Below are 20,158 nucleotides of genomic sequence, written 5' to 3'. Positions count from 1 at the left end.
GGTCGTGAGTGTTTGCATCGCTGCGGCCCGCTCCGCGCGAAGATCTCGCGTTAGCTCACACTTTCGCCGAGCGAGCGGATCTCCTCGACGGCGTTGGTGAGCGCCGCCGGATCGGGCGACAACCCGGCGAGAATCGTGTGTACGGCCGAAAGCCCGGCCGCGTCGATCAGCTGCTTTTCGTTGGTCACCCACGCGCCGCGGGCGGCCCGGGCCGCGTGGGCGTACTCCATCGCGGCGACGGCCAGTAGTCCCGCGCACTGAGTCACCCGGCCCTGCGGTGCATGATTTTTCTCGGCATAGCGCACATTCAGCGCGGCCCGCGCGGCCCATACTTCGGGCGCTGACTCACGAAGCGCCGCAGGGTAATCCGGGCACGGCAGGATGCCGTGCAGCACCTTGTTGAGGGCGAGCTCACCCGCCACCAGGTAGCTGGGGATTCCCGCAAGGTGGAACATCAGCGGTTCGATGTGGAACTCGCCCCGCTCCGCGCGTACCAGTTGCTTCTGGACGTCTGCCAGATCGCGGTAATGCACGTCGATATCCCGGCCATCGATGTGCAGCCAGGCGCCGCCGTTGAATATCCCGCCGCCCCAAGCGCCGATCTCGGAGACCTCTCCATCCCAACCGATCTGGCGCAGTTCGTCAGGGTCGAAATCGCCGCGGTAGTAGATCGCCAGGTCCCAGTCGCTGTCCGGGCGGTGCGTGCCCTGTGCGCGGGAACCGCCGAGGGTAACCGCCTCGACAGCGGGAAGTGCCGCCAGTCTGTCGGCGACGGAGTCGAGGAAGTCGGTGTCGGTCATCGGGGGTCAGGGCTGTGGATTGGCCCGTGTTGAGAGGAGCGCTTCGACGGCCGCCACCAGTGCGGCGCGATGGCGGGCCAGACGTTCGGGGGAGAAGGGTTCGGCCGCCGACTGTGCACGCAGTGCCGACGAGGCACCCAGCCAGGCGGTGGTCAATCCGAGAGTGAGCGCCAGAATGTCGGCCGGTTCCAGATCGCCGTCCGGCGGGCAGGTATCGGCGATGGCTTTGATCTTGGTCGCGTAGGCGTTGGTCTCTGAGGGGCCAGCATCGAGACGTTCGAGCTGAGCCCATGTCGCCAGGCGGAGGTGTTGAGGGTTTTCGACCAGGTGGTCGAACAACGCGCCCGCGTACCCCGGCAAGTCTTCGGGGGTGAACGGAACCGCCTCGGACATCTGCTCGATGGAGTGCGCGACAACAATGTCGAAGAGCGTTTCCTTGTTGGTGAAGTAGACGTAGAGCAGCCGCTTGTTGGCTTCGGCCGCGGCACCTATCCGGTCGACTCGAGCCCCCGCGAGCCCAAACTCGGCAAACTCGGCGTAAGCGGCGTCGAGCAGGCGCTTCTTGGTGGCAGAAGCGTCCGGGGGCATGTTTCTGAGCGTAAAGGTAACTATTCAGTTACCAATTCTTCGGCGCGGTGGCATCGGTGCGTCATCTGACGGCGTCTAGTGAGTGGGTTGCGCCGGTTGTGTGATTCCAGAACGGCACTACCTAGGTAACTATCTAGTTATTGATTTGCGGGAACGGCTGAGCTAGTGTTCGGAATACCCGGACAGTTAGCCACTGTGGGCGTGTTACCGCGGATTGCGGCGCCGGGGCGGGGCATTTTTGATGACGAGTTGAGGAGGCGATCTTTGTGAAGGCAATCGTGATGACGGGTGCGAATCGGCCGTGGGAGGTTCAGGAGGTACCTACGCCGACGGCAGAGCCGGGGCAGGTGCTGGTCAAGGTGCATGCCTCGGGCATGTGTTACACCGACGCGTGGGCCACGCAGGGTTATGGCGGTGATATTTACCCCCAGACTCCGGGCCATGAAATCGTCGGCGAGGTCATCGAGGTGGGTGCCGGTGTGCATACCCGCGAGATCGGTGACCGGGTCGGGGCCACCTGGGTGCAGTCGGCGTGCGGGCGGTGCGCCTATTGCCGCCAGAACCGTCCGCTGACAGGCCAGACCGCGGTGCAATGTGTCAATCCGCGGACCTCGGGTTTTGCCGCCCAGGGTGGTCACGCCGAGTATGTGGCGCTGTCCGCTGAAGGCACGGTGCTGCTGCCCGACGGGCTGCCCTATGAGCTGGCCGCGCCGATCATGTGTGCCGGTTACACCACGTGGAGCAGCTTCCGGGATGTTGAGCCGCAACCGCATGAGCGGGTGGCAGTCGTGGGTATTGGTGGTCTTGGCCATGTCGCACTGCAGCTTTCCAAGGCCAGTGGGTTCGAGACGATCGCGATCACTCATTCCCCGGACAAGCGCGACCTTGCCCTGCAGTTAGGGGCTGATCATGTGGTGGCCAACGGCAAGGAACTGTTCGATATCGGCGGGGCCGATGTGTTGATGGTGACCACGAACGCGTTCGCCGCAGCGCAGGACGCGATGACCGGCGTGCGCCCGGACGGCCGGGTCGCTTTAAGTGGTCTGGATTTCAACCACCCGTTCGAGATCGCATCGGGGGCCGTGCCCTTCCATATGATGCGCCAGAAGGTCGTCGGGTCTACACATGGCGGCCAGCAGCGACTTGGTGAAATCCTCGACTACGCCGCCAGGGGCAAGGTCAAACCCATCATCGAGACCTTCTCTCTGGATCAGGCCACCGAGGCATACGACCGGCTTGTCTCCGGGAAAGTCCGCTTCCGCGGCGTCTTCACGCCGTCCGCGTTCAGCTGATTCACTCCCCGGGCGGGCGCTGACGGCGCCCGCCCGGGGACAGCCCCGGATATACATGCGAACATATGTTCGATAAACTGGTGCAATGGGCTGGTCACAAGGTCCTCCGAGCTGGGCGGAAATGGAGCGGGTGCTTGATGGGCGCCCTAATCGTTACGCGCCTCCGGGGGATGGCGGGGATGGTCCGGCGTGGAGCCGAAAGCGCCCACCCTATGAGCCGCCCACCCGCGAGCGCGGACGGTCGGCGGTGCCCTACGCAGAGCTGCACGCACATTCGGCGTTCAGCTTTCTCGACGGCGCCAGCCTGCCGGAGGAGATGGCGCAGGAGGCGTCGCGCCTTGATCTCAAAGCGCTGGCCATCACCGACCACGACGGCTTCTACGGGGTTGTGCGTTTCGCGGAAGCCGCCAAGGAGCTCGGCCTGCCTACCGTGTTTGGTGCGGAACTATCCCTTGGTGGGCAGGGCAATACGGAAGACTCGATACACCTCCTGGTGCTGGCTCGTGGACAGGAGGGGTACCGGAGGTTGTCGCGGCAGATGGCCACCGCGCACTTGTCGGGGGGAACACCCAAAGATCGAAAGGGTCAGCCGCGCTACGACCTTGATGCCCTTACCGAGGCAGCCGAAGGGCACTGGCACATCCTGACCGGCTGCCGTAAGGGCCATGTGCGGCGGGCGCTTGCCGGTGGCGGCCCCGATGCGGCCGGGGCGGCGCTGGCCGATTTGGTCGACCGGTTCGGTGCCGGCCGTGTCAGCATCGAGCTCAGCAGGCATGGGCATCCGGATGAGGATGACCGCAATGCGATGCTCGCCGCGCTCGCCCCGAGATTTGGTGTGGGTGTAATAGCTACCACGGCAGCACATTTCGCGAGGCCGGACAATGGACGGCTGGCGATGGCGATGGCGGCGGTGCGGGCGCGTAAGAGCCTTGATGATGCGGCGGGATGGCTGGATCCGGTGGGCGGGGCACATTTGCGTTCCGGAGACGAGATGGCGCGGCTGTTTTCCCACTGTCCGGAGGTGGTGACGGCGGCTGCCGAGTTGGGGGAGTCGTGCGCCTTCGATCTGCGGCTCATTGCTCCACAGTTGCCGCCGTTCGACGTCCCGTCCGGCCACACCGAGAACAGCTGGTTGCGGCACCTGACTCTCGATGGTGCCGCACGGCGATATGGTCCCAGGGCGGGTGCGGAGAAGGCCTATGCCCAAATCGAGCGTGAGCTGGATGTCATTGCCCAGCTGAATTTTCCGGGCTACTTCCTGGTGGTGCATGACATCACCCAGTTCTGCCGTCGCAGGGACATCCTGTGTCAGGGCCGTGGTTCCGCCGCCAACTCGGCAGTCTGCTACGCACTCGGGGTCACCAATGTCGACCCGGTGGCCAACGGCCTGCTCTTCGAACGGTTCCTGTCACCGGCCCGTGATGGGCCGCCGGATATCGACGTCGATATTGAATCGGACGAGCGGGAACAAGCCATCCAGTACGTCTACAACAAGTACGGCCGTGAGTACGCGGCCCAGGTGGCCAATGTCATCACCTATCGCGGTCGAATGGCTGTGCGGGACATGGCTAAAGCTCTCGGATTTTCGCAGGGGCAACAGGATGCGTGGAGCAAGCAGCTCGGGCACTGGGGCGGGTTGGCCGATGCTGCGGAAGTCGACGGCATCCCGGCACGGGTGAGCAACCTGGCGGGGCAGATCAAGAATTTTCCCCGGCATATGGGCATCCATTCGGGTGGCATGGTCATCTGTGATCGTCCGCTGGCGGATGTGGTGCCCGTCGAATGGGCGCGTATGGAGAACCGCAGCGTGCTGCAGTGGGACAAAGATGATTGCGCGGCAGTGGGTTTGGTGAAGTTCGACCTGCTGGGCCTGGGCATGCTCTCGGCGCTGCACTATTGCATCGATCTGGTGGCGGAACATAAGGGAATCAAGGTTGACCTCGCTCATATAGATCTAAAAGAGCAGGCGGTCTACGAGATGCTGGCCCGGGCCGATTCGGTGGGGGTGTTTCAGGTGGAGTCGCGCGCGCAGATGGCGACGCTGCCCCGACTGAAGCCCAAGTGTTTCTATGACTTGGTGGTCGAGGTGGCGCTTATCCGGCCCGGCCCCATCCAGGGCGGCTCGGTACACCCATATATTCGGCGGTACAACGGTATTGACAAAGATTGGAAGCACGACCATCCCTCTATGGCGGCCGCGTTGGACAAGACCCTTGGGGTGCCGCTGTTCCAGGAACAATTGATGCAGCTGGCGGTCGATGTGGCCGGGTTCAGCCCCGCCGAATCCGATCAGCTGCGCCGGGCGATGGGCTCCAAGCGCTCGCCCGAGCGGATGGAACGGCTGCGCGCCAGGTTCTACGAAGGCATGGCGCGCTTACATGGAATCACCGGCAGTGACGCCGACCGGATCTACGAAAAGCTTTATGCCTTTGCCAATTTCGGTTTCCCGGAAAGTCACGCACAGAGTTTTGCCTCATTGGTGTTCTATTCGTCGTGGTTCAAGCTGCATCATCCGGCCGCGTTCTGCGCGGCGCTGCTACGCGCGCAGCCCATGGGTTTTTATTCGCCGCAGTCCTTGGTGGCCGATGCCCGTCGTCACGGTGTCACCGTGCACGGCCCCGATGTCAATGCCAGCCTGTCGTATGCGACGTTGGAGAATGCGGGCCTGGAGGTCCGGATGGGCCTGGGTGCCGTCCGTCACATTGGAGACGACTTAGCTCAGGCGATTGTCCAGGAGCGAAAAGCGCACGGCGCGTTCGCTTCTCTGCTCGATCTGACCAGTCGCATCCAGCTGACCACGGCGCAGGTCGAGGCCCTGGCCACGGGGGGCGTGCTGAGTTGCTTCGGTATGTCCCGGCGCGAGGCGCTGTGGGTCGCGGGTGCGGCCGCCGCGCAGCGGCCCGACCGGTTGCCCGGAGTCGGGGTGTCTTCCCGGATTCCGGAGCTACCGCCGATGGGGGAGGTGACCCGCGCCGCCGCTGATGTGTGGGCCACCGGAGTCACCCCCGATGCATATCCCACCCAGTTCCTGCGGGAACAGCTTGATGAGCTGGGTGTCGTTCCGGCCAAGGGACTTTTTGATGTTCCGGACGGGGCGCGGGTGTTGGTGGCGGGAGCCGTCACACATCGTCAACGGCCCGCTACCGCGGGCGGGGTGACGTTCATCAATCTTGAGGACGAGACGGGCATGGTGAACGTGGTGTGCTCGGTGGGCCTGTGGGCGAGGTACCGCAAGCTGGCGGTGACCGCCCAGGCGTTGATCATTCGTGGCCAGGTGCAAAATGCCAGCGGCGCCATCACCGTGGTGGCCGATCAGCTGCGACCGCTGGACCTGCGTGTCAGGTCCACCTCGCGGGATTTTCGTTAGACGCTGCCCTCGAACCCGTGTTGGCGCCAGGCCTCGTATGCGGCGATGGCCGCGGCATTGGACAGGTTGAGCGATCTGCGGCCGGGGAGCAGCGGGATGCGTACTTTCTCAGTGATGTGTGGATCGGCCAGTACCTCGGGATCCAGTCCGGTGGGTTCGGGGCCGAACAGCAGCACATCGCCCGCCTGATAGGCGATATCGGTATACGTGACACTCGCGTGGGCGGTGAAGGCGTACACCCGTTGCGGCTGCAGTGATTTCCAAGCGGCGGAAAGACTCTCGTGGACCGTCACCGACGCCATGTCGTGATAGTCCAGGCCGGCCCGCCGCACCTTGGCCTCCGACAGATCGAACAGCGGCTGCACCAGATGCAGCTCGCATCCGGTGCCCGCCACCATCCGGATCGCATTGCCGGTATTCGGGGCGATACGGGGCTCATGGAAGAGGATGCGGAACACCCAACCATTATGGTTTAGAGGCGATGAAGTCTCATCGGCGGAAGTGATGGAGAGCAGGTTGTGGCGTTTTTAGTCACTGCGGCAGATTTCAAGAACGCCACGCTACTGGCGTTCTTGCAGGCTCACCTCGACGATATGGCGCCGACAGCGCCTCCGGGGAGTCGGCATGCCCTAGACGCTGTAGGTCTCCAGAAACCCGGAATCAGAATGTGGGTCGCTTCCGACGGACAAAATCTCGTCGGAACTGTTGCACTGGTGCGGATCTCGGCATGTCATGAAGAACTCAAGAGCATGCGCACTGATCCGCGGCACCGAGGTTTGGGTGTCGCCTCGATGCTCCTCGCACATGCCCTCGATGACGCGAAACATCGTGGTGTGTATAGGATTTCGTTGGAGACCGGGAGTATGGGCTTCTTCGCCCCCGCGCGGGAGTTCTACCGTAAACACGGGTTTGTTGCGTGTGGCCCCTTCGGTAATTATGTCGAAGATCCGCACAGCATCTTCATGACGCTAGCCATCCAGTAGTTCAGAATCGCCCGGAGCGATAAGGAGTCGTGGCGTGTTCAGCAGAAGGCGGTTGTCGGCTCATGAAACAGAACTCTGAACATAGTTCAGCCTAGTTGTAGGGGCATGAAGTAACGATCTTCCCGTCCGTCAAGCCCTTCGTACTCATCGTTTCGAGCATCCCGGATAAGGCCGCATCTCCCTTCCCGGAGAAGAGGGCCCATGTGTCGCCTTGTAGGTGGCTTTGGCTCAACGCAGTTCCCGCGTCACAGCTTGCCTTTCGCTTGGCGGTGGTATCGCCATTGACTACCTGAAATTGCCATGAATGTGCCCGTTCTTGGTAAGAGCACAGCAGAAAATCGAGTGCGGGCACGCAGTTGAATCCGTTTGATGCCAGCCACGTACCGAGGTCGGTGTTGTTGAAGAATTTGATGGGGTCGGCATAACTGACTGGGGCGCAGCTTATTAGCGTGGCCAGCACAATCAGGACAGCTCTCATGGTTCCCTCCCCAATTCCTACCCAATGAGCGCACTGTACGCCGAAGAGCCTCGGAGTCTTCGTTCAATGTCGAAGATCGGTACTCCACCTGTCGGGTGCTAGAGCTTGTATCGGAGGTGCGTCAGGGCGAGAAACAAGACCACAAAGGCGCCGATCCCCAAACCGGCAAGCACGCTCTTGAGGGCCAGTGAGATACAAACAACGGCGACCAGAGGGGCGACGGCCCAGTAAAGCCACTTCTGGACGGTGCTTTCGCGCGGCTCAGCAAGTATGCAGATGCCGCCGCTCACCGCTGCCATCAATGCCACGTAGACGGCTGGATCTGGCGCTCTCATTTTCTATGTGTTCATCCTCCGGGTTTCTGCCGATCGGGATGGCGAACAGAGGGTGACCATACCCCGATTCCCGCATCTGTCCGGTGGGGTGCACGATGGAACCATGCGCGGCCCGGCAAGGTACGAACGCGGGACCACAGCCGAGGCTGCCTGGCAGGCAGTGACATCATCCGCCGATGCCGCGCTCTCCGGTATCGCGCACGGATATACCGAACTTCGCGAGTGGTCCTCCCGGCCCGTCGGCCGTAGCGAGGTTGCCAGTGTCGAGCCGGTGCTCATCGTCGAACTCGATGCCCCACTGCTCGTAGCCGATGTTGCGGATCATGCGACACCGCGGATGTGGCAATCATTCGGTGCGGGCGTGAGCCAGGGGCCGACCTCCACCTTGCATTCGGATGCGCAGCACTGCGTTGAGGTGCGGCTGGCGCCGCTCGGACTGTATCGAATGTCCGGCGTGGCGATGGACGAAGTGAGCAATCGCGTGGTGAGTCTTGAAGACCTGTTCGGGCAGTGCGGCCGGCATTTACCTGAACGCCTTGCTGCTGAGCCTGATTGGGCACGCCGATTCGATCTGCTGGATTCGATGTTCATGCGCGCCGCAGCCGATGGACCCGAGCCTGACGCCGAGGTCGAATTCGCCTGGCATTGGCTAAATCGCACCGGTGGAACCGTGATCATCGGGGAGATACTGGCCGAGATCGGTTGGAGTCGTGCTCGATTGGCGAAACGTTTCCGCAGTCAAGTCGGCCTGACGCCCAAGGCGGCCGCTCGGGTGCTTCGTTTCCGGCGTGCAATGACGTTGTCGGCCGCACCGGGCCATCGATCGCTCTCCTCGATCGCATTGGCTTGCGGTTATTTCGACCAGGCGCATTTCAACAGAGACTTTCGGATGCTCGCTGGGTGTTCGCCGAGGGAATGGGCCGGATTACGGTACGACGACCTGCTGGGATGTGGGATCCCCGTGGCCGGTGAACATTTGTACAAGACGGGGGCAGATTGCGGGCTTAGCGTCGGCTCCATCAGATAAATCCAATCGAGGAGGAACCCCCACGATGACTGGTGAACCGACGTACTTCGAGATCGGTGTGCCCGATGCGGTACGCGCTCAGAAGTTCTACCAGCGGCTCTTCGGCTGGACGCCGCACGCAATGGGTGAGACTGGGCAGGCGTGGCTTGAAACGGGAGGCGTGCGAGGCGGGTTGCACAACGATGACGAAGACCGCCGGATCGACGTATTTTTCGGGGTCCCGGATATTGAGGCCGCAGTCTCATCCGTCCGCGAACTCGGTGGTGAAGCCGAAGACCCCGGACCCGAGGAGCCTGATTTCGGCAGGTTCGCATTCTGCAGGGACGACCAGGGCGTACGGTTCGGCCTGCATCAGCCCGCCCACCGCACCGCATGATCCGGACGATAAATTCGTTGGCTGTGTAGCCCCTTCGTGTGATGATCCACGGCATGCCCAGTTCAGTGGTCGAGGTCCGCCGGGTCTACACCGAGGCCGAAGAGGTGGCGATCATCGATGCGGTTCACGGTGCGCTCGTCACTGCCTTTCAGATACCGGAAGAGGACAAGCATGTGCGCCTTGTTGTGCATGAACCCCATAGGTTTTCGCACGCGCCAAATCTGGCCCGGCCAGAGCTGTACACCTTCGTCTCCATCGACTGCTTCGCGGGCCGATCGATAGGAGCGAAACGAAACCTCTATGCCAAGATTGTGAAACAGCTTTCCTTACTGGGCATACCGCCGGATCACGTCACCATTGTGCTGCGCGAGAGCGTGACAGAGAACTGGGGAATCCGTGGCGGTCAGGCCGCCTGCGATATCGACCTGGGTTTCGATGTGAACGTCTGACGGACCCTCCGGGCATGATGTCAGTCATGGCCGAGCACTGGGTTGACCGTGAGATCACCGCGGAGACCTTCTACGACGAAGACTTTCGCGAACTGCGCACCGAGCGTGTGGTCTTTACCGAATGCGATTTCAGCGGAGCCAATCTCACCGAGTCGCTGCATATCGGCACGGCCTTCCGTAACTGCACCTTCCGCCGCACCTCCCTATGGCATTCGGAGTTCCGCCAGTGCAGCCTGCTGGGCTCCACCCTCACCGACTGCCGGGTGCGTCCGTCGAAGTTCATCGAGACCGATTTCACCCTGTCCTCGCTCGGCGGGCTCGATCTGCGCGAGATGGATCTGTCGGACTGCCGCTTCCGGGAGGCCAACCTGGTGGGCACCGATATGCGCAAGGCCAATCTGCACGGCGCCGACTTCACCGGCGCCCGCACGCAGAACCTCAAGCTCGACGGCGCCGACCTGCGGGGTGCCCGCATCGACCCGACGCTGTGGACCACCGCAAGCCTGGTCACCGCGAAAGTCGATCTGCCGCAGGCTGTCGCGTATGCCGCAGGGCACGGACTGGATGTGCACGGCGGCTAGCGAATCTAGCCCTTGAGGCGGATGCGCCAGCGCACGAATCCCGCCATCACCAGCGCCAGTAGCGCCAGGATGCCCATGTCGAACAGCCATGTTCCGGCATCGTGATTCCACAACTCGTCCTGCGGCCCCACCGGTACCAGCTTGCGCAGGTCGGTGGTCGAGGCCGTTGCCGCGAATCCCCAGCGAGACGGGAACAGGAAGGAGAACTGTTCCAGCCCCGCACGTCCCGTCACCGGGATGAGGCCGCCGCTGAAGACGATCTGCGTCATGGTGGCGATCACCAGCATCGGCATCACCTGTTCGGCGGAGGTGGCCAGCGAGGACAACACCAGGCCCAGCACCGTGGCCGCGCACGCGGTCGCGGCAACGGCGACCCACAGCTCGAAGTTCGCGTTTCCGAGCAGCACCGCACCCTGCGTCGGTCCACCGCGGACGATCACGATGACTGCCGTCATGATCGCGGACTGCACGATGGCGGCACCGCAGTAGGTGATGATCTTGGCCAGCAGATACGCCGTGGCCGACAGGCCTACCGCCTGTTCACGCCGGAAGATCACCCGTTCACCGATCAAGTCGCGGATGGTCAGCGCCAGGCCCAGGAAGCTGGCACCGAGGTTGGTCAGCGCCAGTAGTAGTCCCGGTTCGTTCGGGTTGTCGGGTAGGGCCACGTTGAAACCGGCACTGCCGGGTACCGACAGCACCAGTCCGGCAAGGACGAACGGCAGCAGGGCCAGGAAGATGAAGTAGCCGCGGTCGGCCAGGATCAGCCGTCCCTGACGGCGCGCCACCGTGGAGACCTGCCGCAGCAGACTGGTCTTGGGTGGCTTTCCGAGGTCGCCGGGTGTCACCGGGGCGGTGACGGGTTTGTTCGCGGCGGGGTGCCGCGTCAGATAGGCCTGGTGCACACCGTCCGGATCGGCCGCGGCGTTGGCGAAGATATCCGCCCAGTCGGTGGTGCCCATCTCCTGGTTGATGGTGCGCGGAGGTCCGCAGTAGGCGGTCTTGCCGCCGGGTGCCAGCAGCAGCACCTGGTCGCAGTAGCTCAGATAGGTCAGCGAGTGCGTGACCACCACGACCACGCGGCCGGCATCGGCGAGCTGGCGCATCAGGCTCATCACCTGACGGTCCAGCGCCGGATCCAGACCGGAGGTGGGCTCGTCCAGGATCAGCAGCGACGGACCGGTCAGCAGCTCCATGGCCACCGAAGCGCGCTTGCGCTGCCCACCCGAGAGCTTGTCGACGCGGGTCTCGGCGTGCTTGGTCATCTCGAGTTCCTCGAGAACCCGCGACACCACCTGTTCGCGGTCTTCCTTGCTGGTGTCCGGCGGTAGCCGCAGCTCGGCGGCGTAATGCAGTGCCTGGCTGACGGTCAGCTGCGGATGCACCACGTCGTCCTGCGGCACCATGCCGATGCGGTTGCGCATCACGGCGTATTCGGCGTGCACCCCGTGGCCCTCGAAGGACACCTTGCCCGCCGACGGTTGGGTGTTGCCGACGATCAGCCGGGCCAGGGTGGACTTGCCGGCACCCGAAGGGCCGATGACCGCGGTGAGCGAGCCGGGCCCGGCCGAGAAGCTGATGTTGTCGAGCAGCTTCTTGCCGCCCTCGACGGTGAAGTCGATGCCCTGAACCTCAAGACCGCCGACGCGGGTGGCCATCGTCGGTTTGACGAGGGTGCCGTTTTGGACGACGAGGTCGACGTTACCGATGGTGACGGTGTCACCCTCGCGCACCGTTGCCTGCTCGACCTGGACACCGTTGACGAAGGTGCCATTGATGGTGTGCAGGTCCTGGATTTCCAGTCCGCCGGCGGTCGGAAGCAACAGGGCGTGGTGCCGTGAGGCCAGCACGTCGTTGACGACGATGGTGTTGTCGGGGGCACGGCCGACGGTGACGGCGCCGGGTGATGGTTTCGGCGCACCGCCGCCGATGCCCAGCGCCCGCATCGCCCGGGTGCCGAACGGCTCTACCGGCTCACCGGAGTGCTCGGCGGGTATCGGCGTGGGGGCCGACGGGTATTGCTGGCGCGGGCGAGTGGGCCCCGAGGTTCCGTAGGTCTGCGGCGCCGACGGCGGTGCACCGTAGGGGTGCTGCTGGCCATAGGTTTGCGGACCTGGCTGCCCGTAGGTCTGCGGACCGGACGGGTATCCGCCGGTGGGGTGGTGCTGCTGCTGGGTGCCGGTATGGGAGGCCGGCTGCAGACCCGACGCAGGACCGCGCATGGTGGGGGGAGCGATCCCCAGCTGCGTCTCGCTGCCGAGACCGCCGAGGGCGAACGTCATCCGCGGTCCACCCGGGTCGCCGAGGTTGATCACGGTGTCATCGCGCACTTCGACCCAACCGACCTGACGACCGTTGACGAAGATGCCGTTGAGGCTGCGTTGGTCCTCGGCGATCCATTTGCCGTCGACAAACCTGATTATCAGGTGAATACGCGACACCAACGGGTGCGTGATGCGTACATCGGCGTGGATATCGCGGCCGATATGAATGTCGTGCCCGGGTGCGAACTTTCGTTCGTCACCATCGAATACCACGGTGAGAGTGGGTGCTTCCCGACCAGTCATCGCCACCGACTGTATCGGGTCGCGGCGTGGGACCGTCCTTCCCGCGCCGGGTGGTTCACAGGCTCTGCCCAGGAAACGGCGTCCGGACAAATGTCTCTAGCAACGTGCAACCGGCGCATCTGCGGCGCTGGATCTACGGACGTGAGTGCAGCGGCAAACGTCAGGTGAGGACGCAGTGGGTTCGGCTGAAAATCGTGGCCATGCACTGATTGCAGTGTGTGCACCGCGAATGAGTGGCCCGGTCGGCCGCCACCCGATTCACCAGATCCGGATCGGCCAGCAGCGCCCGGCCCATGGCCACGAACTCAAAGCCTTCCGCCATCGCCAGGTCCATGGTGTCGCCGCCGGCGATACCGCCCAACAGAATCAGTGGCATGTCCAGTTCGGCACGGAACTGGCGGGCGTCATCGAGCAGGAACGCGTCGCGGTAGGGGTAGGACCGGAAGAACTTCTTTCCCGTGACGCGCACGCCCCACCCGAGGGGTTTAGGGAAGCCCTTGGCGAGCTCGCGAATCGGCACCTCGCCGCGGAACAGGTACATGGGGTTGACCAGGGAGCTGCCCGCGGTGAGTTCGAGGGCATCGAGCCCGCCGTCTTCCTGCAGCCATCGTGCGGTCTGTAGTGATTCCTCAAGGGGGATGCCCCCGCGGATGCCGTCGGTCATCGTGAGTTTCGCGGTCACGGCCAGCTGGTTGCCGACCGCCTTGCGCACCGCGTGCACCACCGCGCGCGCCACCTTGGCGCGGTTTGCCAGCGATCCGCCGTACTCGTCCCCCCGCCGATTGAACAGCGGGCTCAGGAAGGAGCTCACGAAATATCCGTGGCCCAAATGGATTTCGACGGCATCGAAACCGGCCTCGATGGCCAGGCGGGCCGCGTTCGCATGCGCGGCAACCACACCCTCGATATCGGAGGCGCTGGCCCGCCGGGCGAACTTCATGCCCAATGGGTTGAAGAACCGGATCGGGGAGAGGGCGCGCGACCCATTCGATCGTGCGTTGGCCACCGGGCCGGCATGGCCGATCTGCGCCGAGACGGCGGCGCCGGTGTCGTGGATGGCGTCGGTGAGGCGCCGCAGCCCGGGCAGCGCGTCCTCGCGCATCCAGACTTGGCCGTATTCGGTGCGGCCTTCGGGGGCGACGGCGCAGTAGGCGACTGTGGTCATGCCGACACCGCCCAGTGCGGGCCTGCGGTGATATTCGATGAGATCGTCGGTGACCAGTGCGTCCGGGGAAGCGGCCTCGAATGTGGCGGCCTTGATCGTCCGATTGCGCAGCGTGATGGGGCCAAGCCGCGCGGGTGCCAGCACGTCGGGGATATTGCGAACGTCGGTGGCCACGTTCCGGAGATTACGCCGCGGAAGGGGCTGGCGAATTCTGGAGGCGCACTCCTACTTTTCGGTTCGGCCACGCGTTGTACGTTCGTGTGATGACCTCCCTGAATCTGTCCGCCGATGAAGTTCTGACCACCACCCGTTCGGTGCGCAAGCGCCTCGATTTCGACAGGCCCGTCGAACGTTCGGTCATCGAGGAATGTCTGAACATCGCGATGCAGGCGCCGACCGGCTCCAACCATCAGGGCTGGCACTTTGTCATCGTCGAGGACGCCGACAAGAAGAAGGCCATCGCCGACATCTACCGCGAGGGCTGGAACAAGTACGCCACCGGTCAGGGCCCCGAGTATGCCGAGGGCGACACCCGGGGTGAGCGACGCGACAAGGTGGTGGACTCGGCCGGCTACCTCGCCGAGAACTTCGAGCGGTCACCGCTGTTCCTGATTCCCTGCATCTCGGGGCGCCTCGACAACCTGCCCGTGGTCGGGGCGGCGTCCACCTGGGGATCGCTGCTGCCCGCGGTGTGGAGCTTCATGCTCGCCGCGCGTAACCGCGGTGTGGGATCGGCCTGGACGACGTTGCACCTGATGGATGATGGTGAGAAGCGCACTGCCGACATCCTGGGCATCCCGTTCGACAAGGTCACCCAGGGCGGCCTGTTCCCGATCGCCTACACCGTCGGTACCGACTTCCGGCTGGCCAAGCGTCAGCCGCTCTCGGACGTCCTGCACTGGGACAGCTGGTGACGGCTGGAATACTGGGCGTGTGACGGCGACTCGACTTGATGGCAAGGCCACCCGCGACGAAATCTTTGTAGAGCTGGCCACCCGCGCCGCGGCGCTGACGGCGGCAGGCAAGAAACCGGGCTTGGGCACCATCCTCGTCGGGGATGACCCGGGCTCGCAGGCCTATGTCCGCGGCAAGCACAACGACTGCGCCAAGGTGGGCATCAACTCGATCCGCCGGGACCTGCCGGCCGATATCGATCAGGCCACGCTGTGCGCGACCATCGACGAGCTGAACGCCAACCCGGACTGCACCGGATACATCGTGCAGTTGCCGCTGCCCAAGCACCTCGACGAGAACGAGGCGCTGGAGCGCATCGATCCCGACAAGGACGCCGATGGCCTGCATCCGACGAACCTGGGCCGGCTGGTGCTGGGCAAGGAAGCACCGCTGCCCTGCACGCCGCGCGGAATCGTGTACCTGCTGCGCCGCTACGACGTCACGCTCGACGGTGCGCATGTTGTGGTGATCGGCCGTGGCGTCACGGTGGGCCGTCCGCTCGGGCTGCTGCTCACCCGGCGTTCGGAAAATGCGACGGTCACGCTATGCCACACCGGGACTCGCGATCTGGCCGCGTTGACCCGGCAGGCCGACATCGTCATCGCCGCCGCGGGGGTGCCGCATATGGTGACCGCCGACATGATCAAGCCGGGCGCTGCGGTGATGGACGTGGGCGTGAGTCGCGTCGACGACAAGCTGACCGGTGACGTGGCGCCGGACGTCTGGAACGTCGCCGGATACGTTTCGCCCAATCCCGGTGGAGTCGGGCCGTTGACCCGAGCCTTCTTGCTCACCAACGTGATCGAGCGGGCGGAACGTTCGTGACAGCCCTGCAACCCGAGTCGCGTGGTCTTCTCGCGACGGCACTGGAGGCCATCCGCCGCTTCGCCCGTGAGCAGTGGCCGATCCTGGTGGTGTCTGCGGTGTTCCTGGTGGCGCTGGGATTGGTGGTCGCCGACCGTTGGCGGCGCGGCGCGCTGGTGGTGGGAATCGCCGTGAGTGTGGCCGCAGCGCTGCGGCTGGTGCTTACCGACGAGACCGCGGGGCTCTTGGCGGTGCGCGGCAAGACCTTTGACGTCGGTGCCCTCGGCGCCGTGGCGGCGGTGATGGTCTATCTGGCGCTGACGATCGACCCGCTGGGCACCGGATAGGCGCCTACTTGAGCAGCTGTACCGAGCGCGCGATGGAGTCGGCCTGCTCGCCGAAGAACTGTTCGGACGGCTCTCCGCTGGGGCTGCCGGTATTGCTCGTGGCGATCTGCCAACGCTGATCGCCCTGTCCGACAAACGCCACGTAGATCTTCGGCGTAGTGGCGACCGGCGGCTTGCCCTCGGCGGCAGGGGGCTTCTCCAGTTCCAGGCTGGCCGAGGCTCCGGGCAGGCTGGGGCCGTCCCATGAATCTCGTTTATCCGCAGTGACTTTTGACTTGCGGGTCTTGACGAAGGCGCTCACCGCGTCGGCGTTCGACGATGCCAGCCAGTCCTTCACTTCGGGGGCAGCTGTGTTCTCGTCGGAAGCCACCAACTTACGGATGCGCACGTACTGCGCGAACTCCGACGACTCCCACTTGGGCCGCACCTGGTAGGTCACCAGTCCCTTGTTGTCGTGCACCCCGTCGGAGAAGGCCACCCAATCGTTCGGGACGGTGACGTAGATACCCAGCTCGGGGATGAACTGGCGGGTGTGCCGTTCGGTGGGGGTGCTACTGGTGGTGGATGCGGACTCATCCTTGGCATCAGAAGACGACCCGTTGGAGCCACACCCGGCAAGTGCCGGGATCAGCAGTGTGGTGGTGACAAAGAGGGCTGCCAGCAGGCGGCGATCCGTACGCACGGGTACACCGTAGCGGCACCGAGCGGGTTCGTCTCTGTGAACTGGGGCACCCGATCCGGGGTAGCTTCCTATTGGTTCAGGTTCGCGCGGATGCTCACGGTGACATAGGGCAGTGCCAGGCCCGTCGACTGTGCCAGCGCAGGGTGGGTGGCCAGTAGCTCCCGGACCTGTTGCAGTGTCTTCTTCCGGGCGGCCTCGGGGGCGGTGATGCAGTAGCTGCGCGAGGCCACCATGTCCAGAAGTGCTTGTGGGGTAAGGTAACTCGTCCACTCAACCTGGTGCCGCTCTTGCCCGGTGAACGGTGCGGGCAGGCTGACGGCGTGGTTGAACGGATCGTCCTCGCTGCCGATGATTTTGCCAAGATCGGCGACCCAGCCCAGCCGTTCATCGCGGGTGTTCCACACCAGCCCCAGCCGGCCGCCGGGGCGCAGCACGCGAGCGACCTCGGGAATGGCGCGTTCGGGATCCACCCAGTGCCAGGCCTGCGCCACCAGTACCGCATCCACGCTGTTGTCCGGCAGCGGAATCTCCTCGGCGGAACCCAGTAGCGCTGGGGTATCGGGGAGCGAGTTACTCAGCACCTCAAGCATTTCGGCGAGCGGATCCACCGCGACCACGTTGAGTCCGCGCTCCACCAGGCGGGTGGTCAGCTTCCCGGTGCCAGCACCCAGATCCAGGACGTCGTGTGCTCCGGCCGGCAGTAGCCAGTCGATGGCCTCGGGCGGGTAGGAGGGGCGCCCCCGCTCGTAGGCCGCGGCCTGGGAACCGAACGAAAGCGACGGCTCTGCTTGTGCGTCCGGCATTCGCGCTCCTCGGGTTCTGTTTACGAAGCCTGTGTTGACTTGGCCAGGGCGAGTGTTTCCCGCACCAGCTCGCTCACCGCGTCGAACTCGATGAGGAACGCATCGTGGCCGTGCACCGATTCGACCACCCGCAAGCCGGTACAACCGGGCAGCAGGTCCGCTAATTCCTCCTGCAGCCGTAGCGGGTATAGCCGGTCGGACGTGATGCCGCCGACGACGACGGGGACAGGGCAGCCGCGTAGCGCCTTCTCCACACCGCCACGGCTCCGGCCGACGTCGTGCCGGTTGAGTGCCTCGGTCAGGATGGCGTAGCTGCCGGCATCGAAGCGCCGAACGAACTTATTGCCCTGATGCTCGAGGTAGCTCTGCACCGCGTATCGGCCACCGGCCCACGGATCTTCGGGCCCGTCCGGGCCGACCTGGGGATCGTTGCCGAATCGGGTGTCCAGCTCGACCTCGCCGCGGTAGGTCAGATGTGCGATGCGACGGGCGAGGTTCAGCCCCTTTTCGGGGCCGCGTCCGCTGCCGTAGTAGTCGCCGCCCTGCCAGTCCGGGTCCGCCCGGATGGCGGCGATCTGCGTGTTCTGGGTGCCGATCTGATCGCCGGTGGCGCGTGCACCGACCGCCAGCACCAGCGCCGCGCGCACCGAATCCGGTCGCATGACAGCCCATTCCAATGCGCGCGCACCGCCCATCGAACCGCCGACGACGGCGGCGACCTCGGTGATGCCGAATTGTGCGAGTGCGGCGATGTCGGCATTCACCTGATCGCGCACCGACACCTCGGGGAACCGTGAGCCCCAGGGCTTTCCCTCTGCGTCAAGGGAAGTCGGGCCGGTTGTGCCTCGGCAGCCGCCCAGTACGTTGGTGGCGACCGCACACCATTGGTCGGTGTCGATCGCTGCACCCGGCCCGATGATTCCTTCCCACCAGCCGCCGGTGATGTGGTCGGGACCGGCGGCCCCGACCACGTGTGAGTCGGCGGTGAGCGCGTGGCAGACGAAGACGACGTTATCGCGGCGCGGTGAGAGCTTTCCCCAGCTCTGTACCGCGACGGTCACGTCGTCGATCACAGCGCCGCTCTCCAGTGTGATCGAACCTATTGGTGCATAGGCGATCTCATCACCCTGGGGGAGGGTGATGCGGGGCGAGGGAGGTCGCTGGTCGGCGGAGGAGCCGCTGGCGCGAAGATCGTCGGTTAAGGTCACGATGATGCCACCGCCGCGGGCTGTTTGAGTCGCCGCACCGCGGCGAATCCGGTGTCCAAATCGGCCAGGATGTCGTCGATGCCCTCGATGCCGACCGACAAACGGACCAGTCCCGGCGTCACGCCGGAGGCCACCTGTTCGGCGGACGAGAGTTGTGCGTGCGTCGTCGTCGCGGGGTGGATCACGAGAGATCGCACGTCACCGATGTTGGCGACCTGGCTGTGTAAGGTCAGCGCATCGATGAAGGTCGTCGCCGCCTCGGCTCCGCCGTCCAGCTCGAAGGCGAGCACGGCACCGGCACCCTTGGGGGCCAGCGCTTTTGCGCGTTCGTGCCAAGGTGAGGTAGGCAGCCCGGCGTAGTTGACGTGGGTGACCCCCGGCTGGGAGATGAGGTGATGAGCGACGCGTTCCGCATTTTCTACATGGCGTTGCACGCGCAGGCTCAACGTCTCCAGTCCCTGAGCGATGAGGAACGCGTTGAACGGCGAGATGGCGGGGCCCAGATCGCGCAGCAGCTGCACGCGCGCCTTGAGTGCGTAAGCGGGTGCACCCAGGTCGGCGAACACCACGCCGTGGTAGCTGGGGTCGGGCGTGGTGAATCCGGGGTGGCGTCCCTGCGTCCAATCGAAGGTGCCACCGTCGATGATCACGCCGCCGATCGCATTGCCATGGCCACCAAGGTATTTGGTAGCCGAGTGCACCACGATGTCGGCGCCGTGCGCCAGCGGCTGAATCAAATACGGAGTGGCGACGGTGTTGTCGACGATGAGGGGGATGCCTGCCGCGTGTGCGATCTCCGAAATGCCGGGAATATCGAGAATGTCGTTCTGCGGGTTGGAGATCGACTCGGCGAAGAGCGCCTTGGTCTGCGGGGTGATGGCGCGGCGCCAGGACTCGAGATCGTCGGGATCGTCGACGAAGGTGGTCGATACGCCCAGGCGCGGCAACGTGTAGTGCAGCAGGTTGTAGGTGCCGCCGTACAGGCGCGGGCTGGACACGATGTTGTCGCCGGCTTGCGCGATGTTCAGGATGGCCAACGTCGCGGCCGCCTGCCCGGAAGCCAGCAGTAGCGCCGCCACTCCGCCTTCGAGGGTGGCGATGCGCTGCTCCACGACATCCTGGGTCGGGTTGCCGATGCGCGTGTAGATGTTGCCCTCTTCGGACAGACCGAACAGCGCCGCCGCGTGTGCGGTGTCGTTGAAGACGTAGGACGTGGTCTGGTAGATCGGCAGAGCGCGGGCGTTGGTTGCCGCATCGGGGGACTGGCCCGCGTGGATCTGCTTGGTCTCAAATGCCCACTGGGCGGTGGGATCGATATCGGTCATGGAGAACCTCCTGGGTGGTCGGTGCGG

General features: G+C 64.6%; 21 protein-coding genes. 10 read left to right on the top strand and 11 right to left on the bottom strand.

The features are described 5' to 3' along the window. Nucleotides 1–50: 50 nt before the first annotated feature. Nucleotides 51–800 (bottom strand): nucleotidyltransferase domain-containing protein, encoded by a 750-nt coding sequence (locus DSM43276_RS17535; RefSeq protein WP_078327690.1) that lies wholly within the window; start codon nucleotides 798–800, stop codon nucleotides 51–53. 6 nt (nucleotides 801–806) lie between these two features. Then, entirely contained in the window at nucleotides 807–1,388 is a 582-nt protein-coding gene (locus tag DSM43276_RS17530) for a TetR/AcrR family transcriptional regulator (protein WP_078327689.1), read from the bottom strand. Nucleotides 1,389–1,669: 281 nt separating this feature from the next. On the opposite strand from DSM43276_RS17530, the gene DSM43276_RS17525 reads away from it, so the two are divergent. Both DSM43276_RS17525 and DSM43276_RS17520 read left to right on the top strand, forming a co-directional pair. Further along, entirely contained in the window at nucleotides 1,670–2,680 is a 1,011-nt protein-coding gene (locus DSM43276_RS17525) for an alcohol dehydrogenase catalytic domain-containing protein (RefSeq protein WP_078327765.1), read from the top strand. Between the two features lie 85 nt (nucleotides 2,681–2,765). Continuing rightward, nucleotides 2,766–6,047: an error-prone DNA polymerase gene (locus tag DSM43276_RS17520; RefSeq protein ID WP_078327688.1), complete on the top strand. Its 3,282-nt coding sequence runs from the start codon at nucleotides 2,766–2,768 to the stop codon at nucleotides 6,045–6,047. On the opposite strand, the gene DSM43276_RS17515 is transcribed toward DSM43276_RS17520, so the two are convergent. Next, nucleotides 6,044–6,505, bottom strand: a complete 462-nt coding sequence (locus DSM43276_RS17515) for a tRNA (cytidine(34)-2'-O)-methyltransferase (protein ID WP_078327687.1) — start codon at nucleotides 6,503–6,505, stop codon at nucleotides 6,044–6,046. The two genes, DSM43276_RS17520 and DSM43276_RS17515, sit on opposite strands and share 4 nt — an antisense overlap. Before the next feature lie 135 nt (nucleotides 6,506–6,640). On the opposite strand from DSM43276_RS17515, the gene DSM43276_RS17510 reads away from it, so the two are divergent. After that, nucleotides 6,641–7,030, top strand: a complete 390-nt coding sequence (locus DSM43276_RS17510; RefSeq protein ID WP_234802927.1) for a GNAT family N-acetyltransferase — start codon at nucleotides 6,641–6,643, stop codon at nucleotides 7,028–7,030. 91 nt (nucleotides 7,031–7,121) lie between these two features. On the opposite strand, the gene DSM43276_RS17505 is transcribed toward DSM43276_RS17510, so the two are convergent. Together DSM43276_RS17505 and DSM43276_RS17500 are read right to left on the bottom strand one after the other, a co-directional pair. Continuing rightward, nucleotides 7,122–7,508, bottom strand: a complete 387-nt coding sequence (locus DSM43276_RS17505; protein ID WP_078327685.1) for a hypothetical protein — start codon at nucleotides 7,506–7,508, stop codon at nucleotides 7,122–7,124. A 98-nt stretch (nucleotides 7,509–7,606) separates the two neighbouring features. Next, nucleotides 7,607–7,843, bottom strand: a complete 237-nt coding sequence (locus tag DSM43276_RS17500) for a hypothetical protein (RefSeq protein WP_078327684.1) — start codon at nucleotides 7,841–7,843, stop codon at nucleotides 7,607–7,609. Between the two features lie 52 nt (nucleotides 7,844–7,895). Here DSM43276_RS17500 and DSM43276_RS17495 point away from each other — a divergent pair, with 52 nt between their 5' ends. From DSM43276_RS17495 to DSM43276_RS17480, 4 genes are read left to right on the top strand one after another with little or no spacing between them, the layout of a single operon-like run. After that, nucleotides 7,896–8,870: an AraC family transcriptional regulator gene (locus DSM43276_RS17495; protein WP_234802924.1), complete on the top strand. Its 975-nt coding sequence runs from the start codon at nucleotides 7,896–7,898 to the stop codon at nucleotides 8,868–8,870. A 25-nt stretch (nucleotides 8,871–8,895) separates the two neighbouring features. Continuing rightward, a complete protein-coding gene (locus tag DSM43276_RS17490; RefSeq protein WP_078327683.1) occupies nucleotides 8,896–9,246 on the top strand; it encodes a VOC family protein in 351 nt (116 codons plus the stop codon). A gap of 53 nt (nucleotides 9,247–9,299) precedes the next feature. Beyond that, on the top strand, nucleotides 9,300–9,695 hold the full coding sequence (locus DSM43276_RS17485; RefSeq protein ID WP_078327763.1) for a tautomerase family protein: 396 nt from the start codon (nucleotides 9,300–9,302) through the stop codon (nucleotides 9,693–9,695). Between the two features lie 26 nt (nucleotides 9,696–9,721). After that, nucleotides 9,722–10,276: a pentapeptide repeat-containing protein gene (locus tag DSM43276_RS17480; protein ID WP_078327762.1), complete on the top strand. Its 555-nt coding sequence runs from the start codon at nucleotides 9,722–9,724 to the stop codon at nucleotides 10,274–10,276. Nucleotides 10,277–10,281: 5 nt separating this feature from the next. Here DSM43276_RS17480 and DSM43276_RS17475 read toward each other — a convergent pair whose 3' ends face one another. Next, nucleotides 10,282–12,843, bottom strand: a complete 2,562-nt coding sequence (locus DSM43276_RS17475; RefSeq protein ID WP_078327682.1) for an ATP-binding cassette domain-containing protein — start codon at nucleotides 12,841–12,843, stop codon at nucleotides 10,282–10,284. 160 nt (nucleotides 12,844–13,003) lie between these two features. Further along, the gene (locus tag DSM43276_RS17470; RefSeq protein ID WP_078327681.1) at nucleotides 13,004–14,182 is read right to left on the bottom strand and encodes an NADH:flavin oxidoreductase; all 1,179 of its coding nucleotides are present in this window, start codon (nucleotides 14,180–14,182) and stop codon (nucleotides 13,004–13,006) included. Nucleotides 14,183–14,271: 89 nt separating this feature from the next. Between DSM43276_RS17470 and DSM43276_RS17465 the strand changes: the two genes are divergently transcribed. Genes DSM43276_RS17465 through DSM43276_RS17455 form a run of 3 tightly spaced genes read left to right on the top strand, consistent with a single transcriptional unit; the run spans nucleotide 14,272 to nucleotide 16,113 of the window. Beyond that, entirely contained in the window at nucleotides 14,272–14,922 is a 651-nt protein-coding gene (locus DSM43276_RS17465) for a nitroreductase family protein (RefSeq protein WP_078327680.1), read from the top strand. Between the two features lie 19 nt (nucleotides 14,923–14,941). Further along, nucleotides 14,942–15,787, top strand: coding sequence for a bifunctional methylenetetrahydrofolate dehydrogenase/methenyltetrahydrofolate cyclohydrolase (locus tag DSM43276_RS17460; RefSeq protein ID WP_078327679.1), 846 nt, complete (start codon nucleotides 14,942–14,944; stop codon nucleotides 15,785–15,787). Further along, on the top strand, nucleotides 15,784–16,113 hold the full coding sequence (locus tag DSM43276_RS17455; protein ID WP_078327678.1) for a DUF3017 domain-containing protein: 330 nt from the start codon (nucleotides 15,784–15,786) through the stop codon (nucleotides 16,111–16,113). Before DSM43276_RS17460 ends, DSM43276_RS17455 begins: the two co-directional genes overlap by 4 nt. A gap of 4 nt (nucleotides 16,114–16,117) precedes the next feature. Here DSM43276_RS17455 and DSM43276_RS17450 read toward each other — a convergent pair whose 3' ends face one another. The 4 genes from DSM43276_RS17450 to DSM43276_RS17435 form a co-directional block, all read right to left on the bottom strand. Further along, a complete protein-coding gene (locus DSM43276_RS17450; protein ID WP_078327677.1) occupies nucleotides 16,118–16,795 on the bottom strand; it encodes a hypothetical protein in 678 nt (225 codons plus the stop codon). A 68-nt stretch (nucleotides 16,796–16,863) separates the two neighbouring features. After that, nucleotides 16,864–17,598 (bottom strand): class I SAM-dependent methyltransferase, encoded by a 735-nt coding sequence (locus DSM43276_RS17445; RefSeq protein ID WP_078297616.1) that lies wholly within the window; start codon nucleotides 17,596–17,598, stop codon nucleotides 16,864–16,866. 20 nt (nucleotides 17,599–17,618) lie between these two features. Then, the gene (gene metX / locus DSM43276_RS17440; RefSeq protein ID WP_109555840.1) at nucleotides 17,619–18,806 is read right to left on the bottom strand and encodes a homoserine O-acetyltransferase MetX; all 1,188 of its coding nucleotides are present in this window, start codon (nucleotides 18,804–18,806) and stop codon (nucleotides 17,619–17,621) included. Then, on the bottom strand, nucleotides 18,803–20,131 hold the full coding sequence (locus DSM43276_RS17435; RefSeq protein WP_078327676.1) for a bifunctional o-acetylhomoserine/o-acetylserine sulfhydrylase: 1,329 nt from the start codon (nucleotides 20,129–20,131) through the stop codon (nucleotides 18,803–18,805). The genes metX and DSM43276_RS17435 overlap by 4 nt, the downstream gene beginning before the upstream one ends. Nucleotides 20,132–20,158 lie beyond the last annotated feature (27 nt).

Source organism: Mycobacteroides salmoniphilum (genome assembly GCF_004924335.1).
GTDB lineage: Bacteria > Actinomycetota > Actinomycetes > Mycobacteriales > Mycobacteriaceae > Mycobacterium > Mycobacterium salmoniphilum.
This window is presented reverse-complemented; position numbering and strand designations above follow the sequence as displayed.

Excerpts from the sequence above, each read along its gene's own strand:
- DSM43276_RS17535 (WP_078327690.1), bottom strand. The coding sequence starts at position 800 with ATGACCGACACCGACTTCCTCGACTCCGTCGCCGACAGACTGGCGGCA.
- DSM43276_RS17530 (WP_078327689.1), bottom strand. The coding sequence starts at position 1,388 with ATGCCCCCGGACGCTTCTGCCACCAAGAAGCGCCTGCTCGACGCCGCT.
- DSM43276_RS17525 (WP_078327765.1), top strand. The coding sequence starts at position 1,670 with ATGACGGGTGCGAATCGGCCGTGGGAGGTTCAGGAGGTACCTACGCCG.
- DSM43276_RS17520 (WP_078327688.1), top strand. The coding sequence starts at position 2,766 with ATGGGCTGGTCACAAGGTCCTCCGAGCTGGGCGGAAATGGAGCGGGTG.
- DSM43276_RS17510 (WP_234802927.1), top strand. The coding sequence starts at position 6,641 with ATGGCGCCGACAGCGCCTCCGGGGAGTCGGCATGCCCTAGACGCTGTA.
- DSM43276_RS17505 (WP_078327685.1), bottom strand. The coding sequence starts at position 7,508 with ATGAGAGCTGTCCTGATTGTGCTGGCCACGCTAATAAGCTGCGCCCCA.
- DSM43276_RS17500 (WP_078327684.1), bottom strand. The coding sequence starts at position 7,843 with ATGAGAGCGCCAGATCCAGCCGTCTACGTGGCATTGATGGCAGCGGTG.
- DSM43276_RS17490 (WP_078327683.1), top strand. The coding sequence starts at position 8,896 with ATGACTGGTGAACCGACGTACTTCGAGATCGGTGTGCCCGATGCGGTA.
- DSM43276_RS17485 (WP_078327763.1), top strand. The coding sequence starts at position 9,300 with ATGCCCAGTTCAGTGGTCGAGGTCCGCCGGGTCTACACCGAGGCCGAA.
- DSM43276_RS17480 (WP_078327762.1), top strand. The coding sequence starts at position 9,722 with ATGGCCGAGCACTGGGTTGACCGTGAGATCACCGCGGAGACCTTCTAC.
- DSM43276_RS17475 (WP_078327682.1), bottom strand. The coding sequence starts at position 12,843 with ATGACTGGTCGGGAAGCACCCACTCTCACCGTGGTATTCGATGGTGAC.
- DSM43276_RS17465 (WP_078327680.1), top strand. The coding sequence starts at position 14,272 with ATGACCTCCCTGAATCTGTCCGCCGATGAAGTTCTGACCACCACCCGT.
- DSM43276_RS17445 (WP_078297616.1), bottom strand. The coding sequence starts at position 17,598 with ATGCCGGACGCACAAGCAGAGCCGTCGCTTTCGTTCGGTTCCCAGGCC.
- DSM43276_RS17435 (WP_078327676.1), bottom strand. The coding sequence starts at position 20,131 with ATGACCGATATCGATCCCACCGCCCAGTGGGCATTTGAGACCAAGCAG.